The following is a 2,762-nucleotide window of genomic DNA, read 5'->3' on the forward strand; positions in this document are numbered from 1 at the left end:
CTGGAGCGCTGTGAGGGCTGCGGCCGCTGGTTTGCCACCACGCGGTTTATCGATTACATCGAGCGCCGTACCGCCCCCCATCCCCATGTCAAGGAGAGCCACAAGTACTGCCCGACCTGCGCCAAGCTCTTTTCGGACCGCACGCGGGCGCTGACCGACCATACGGTGAAGACGCGTATGCCCGGCCATTGAAATTACCAACAGCCCATAAAAAAACCCCTTCCAATTTGGAAGGGGTTTTTTTATGGGCTGTTGGTAAATGGTTAAATTTCCAACCAGGAATCGGAGTATAGGGTTTTGCCGAGGATAACGTCCACGGTCTTGGCGTAGTCCAGCATCTCCTTGGACAGGCTGGACCGGTCGGGTTCGACACCGTCCAACATGCCGTAGATCAGGTCCACGATATCCTGACGCTCGCCCTTGCAGATAGCGGTTTGCTGCTCGTCACGCGGATCGGTGATGATCGATTCCATGCCGCATTTCATCAGCATCACCGTGTAGGTCTGGTTCAGGATGGGGCGCAGGTGATCGGGCGGTCCGTTGGAGATATTGGAGAGGCCGCAGGTGCTCCTCGCGCCCGGTGCGATATCCGGGATCATCTTCTGGAACTCCATCAGGCTGATGGCCTGGGGCTGTTGGATGTTCACCGGGGTCACGATGCCGTCCACCCAGATTTTTTCGTTGGGAATACCCGCTTCGTTGGCGAAGTAGAGCAGTTCCACGCACAGGGCGGCGCGCTCGTTCTCATCGCGGGGAAGGCCGTCCGGCCCCCACATCAGGGCGACGAAATCGGCGTTGTACTCGGCTGTCATGGGCACCATACGCTCATAGCGCTCCGGCCGGCACATAATGGAATTGACGATGTGCGGTGTGCCGGAAGGGACCTGCTTGATGACCTTCAGGGCCGCTTCGATGGCGTCGATGTTGGAGGTGTCCAGGGCCAGGGGCAGATCCGGTACCACGTCCTGAACTACCTGGACGACCCACGGCATCAGCTCGTGCCCGTCTTTCTTGGCCGGCCCCAGGTTGATGTCGATGTAATCCATTCGCTTTTCCTTTTGGAAAAGGGCTTCTTCCTGGATCGGTTTGGGGTCCCGCTCCTTGAAGGCGCGGCCGATCTTTGTCGATATGACATTCAAACTTTCGCCGATGAGTAGCATACGACTTTCCTTTCTTTTTCTCGGCATCATGCTCCGGCCAGTGCTTCGGCCACGGATGACGCTATTGCCAACATGATGGCCGGCGTGCCGGCCAGGAAACGACGGCCAGGGAGAACCGAATGCCCACCCTGACCGTTAGATCACACCGCGGTTACGCTCTGAGGAAGCCGGGGATATGGGCGGCCTCCCGGGGACCCACGGTAATGGTCCAGCCGGGCAATTCCTCTTCCACGTCGCCCACGATGGCGGCGGCATAGCCGGGAATAACCAGTTCCTGATGCTTGATCTTGTCGGTGATGCCGCTCTTTTTAACGAACATGCCCACGTCGTCGCCGGCGAACTTGCCGGCCGCCCAGGCAGTGAGTACGGACAGCCCTTCGGAGTCTTTGATCAGCAGCCAGGTGGGCACCTTGCTGGCCTCGATTTCACCGGAGACGATGAAGTAGGTCAGGGCAAAGTTGGTGGTCACCAGCACGCGAGAATTCTCGTCGGGGTTGTTGACGGGATAGATGCCCTCGGTGACGGTCATGGGCCGCTGCGGGTCGGTATAGATGTTGAGGCGTTCCAGCAGCAGCGGGAAGAGGGACTCGCCGGCAAAATCGGACATCACCACGATGCCGCCGTATTTGGCCACGTACATGGCGCCCAGCATGGTCTCCGTGTCCAGATTGGAAGCCATTTCACAAGGAAAGGCGATGGTGGGAAAGCCCACGGCCCGGTTGCCGTTTTTCAGCGCGGCGCGACGGATGGCGATCATGTCCTCGTTGGACTGTTTGGGCTCGCGTGAACCGGGGTCCAGCACCAGATCCTTGAGGCCCATGCCGGTGAGTTTCTCCGACAGGGCGGTCAGTCCATCGATGGAATCGGCCTTGAGCCCTAAGGGGAGGTCGTTCTCCTTGGCGATGGCGCCGAAGGCATCGGCATTGGCCGCGGTAGCCCCGTAGATTAAGGGGCGTTTGAAGGCGCAGGCGGCTACGCCGGCTTTCATCACCTCGGCGTCTTCGGTCATCAGGATGACGTTGAATTCCGATGTTTCGGCGACCTGTTTGGCCACGGCGGCAAAAGCGTCGGCCTTGCCGTTGACGTCTTTGACGGCCACCAGCTCCGGCCGCAGGTTCAGCCCCACGCGCTCGAACTGCAGGGCGTTCCAGCCTTTGAGCTTAGCTTCCAGGTCGGCTGCGGCAATGTCGGATCCAACCTGGGCCGCAAGCAGGGTGGGGTTGTAGAAGGTTTTTTCATGGCGGTACTGCACCGTCTCACCGCCGGTGGTGGCCTTGCGAACGCCTTTGCCGACCACAACGGGGCGGATGGGCGGTGCTGAAGCCTCGGAGAGTTTTTCGCGTGCTTCATCGGAGACGTAGGGGCAGGCGTCCAATTCGGCCTTGCCGGATGCCAGGTTCATGGCAAAGGCAAGACAGGTGGGTACCCCGCATTCCTTGCAGTTGGTCTTGGGCAGGAGTTTGAATATCTGAATACCGGTTAATGCCATACTATTCTCCTTATCTGTATGGGCAATTCTCCCGATTCGAATAATCGGGGAATCGGTTCGTCTGGTGTGACGGGGCGGGTGTTGATACCCGCCCCGTCGTTTCCCACTTATCC

General features: G+C 59.3%; 2 protein-coding genes and 1 pseudogene. 1 reads left to right on the forward strand and 2 read right to left on the reverse strand.

Annotated elements, in window-relative coordinates:
- A pseudogene (locus ABYV26_RS24145) lies at positions 1 to 192 on the forward strand (2Fe-2S ferredoxin); the annotation flags it as partial.
- 71 nt (positions 193 to 263) lie between these two features.
- On the opposite strand, the gene ABYV26_RS24150 reads toward ABYV26_RS24145, so the two are convergent.
- Positions 264 to 1,160 (reverse strand): dihydropteroate synthase, encoded by an 897-nt coding sequence (locus ABYV26_RS24150; protein ID WP_372683904.1) that lies wholly within the window; start codon positions 1,158 to 1,160, stop codon positions 264 to 266.
- A gap of 151 nt (positions 1,161 to 1,311) precedes the next feature.
- On the reverse strand, positions 1,312 to 2,649 hold the full coding sequence (acsC, locus tag ABYV26_RS24155; RefSeq protein ID WP_372683905.1) for an acetyl-CoA decarbonylase/synthase complex subunit gamma: 1,338 nt from the start codon (positions 2,647 to 2,649) through the stop codon (positions 1,312 to 1,314).
- Between the last annotated feature and the right edge of the window lie 113 nt (positions 2,650 to 2,762).

This window comes from Desulfosarcina sp. (assembly GCF_041551955.1).
Lineage (GTDB): Bacteria > Desulfobacterota > Desulfobacteria > Desulfobacterales > Desulfosarcinaceae > Desulfosarcina.

Excerpts from the sequence above, each read along its gene's own strand:
- acsC (WP_372683905.1), bottom strand. The coding sequence starts at position 2,649 with ATGGCATTAACCGGTATTCAGATATTCAAACTCCTGCCCAAGACCAAC.
- ABYV26_RS24150 (WP_372683904.1), bottom strand. The coding sequence starts at position 1,160 with ATGCTACTCATCGGCGAAAGTTTGAATGTCATATCGACAAAGATCGGC.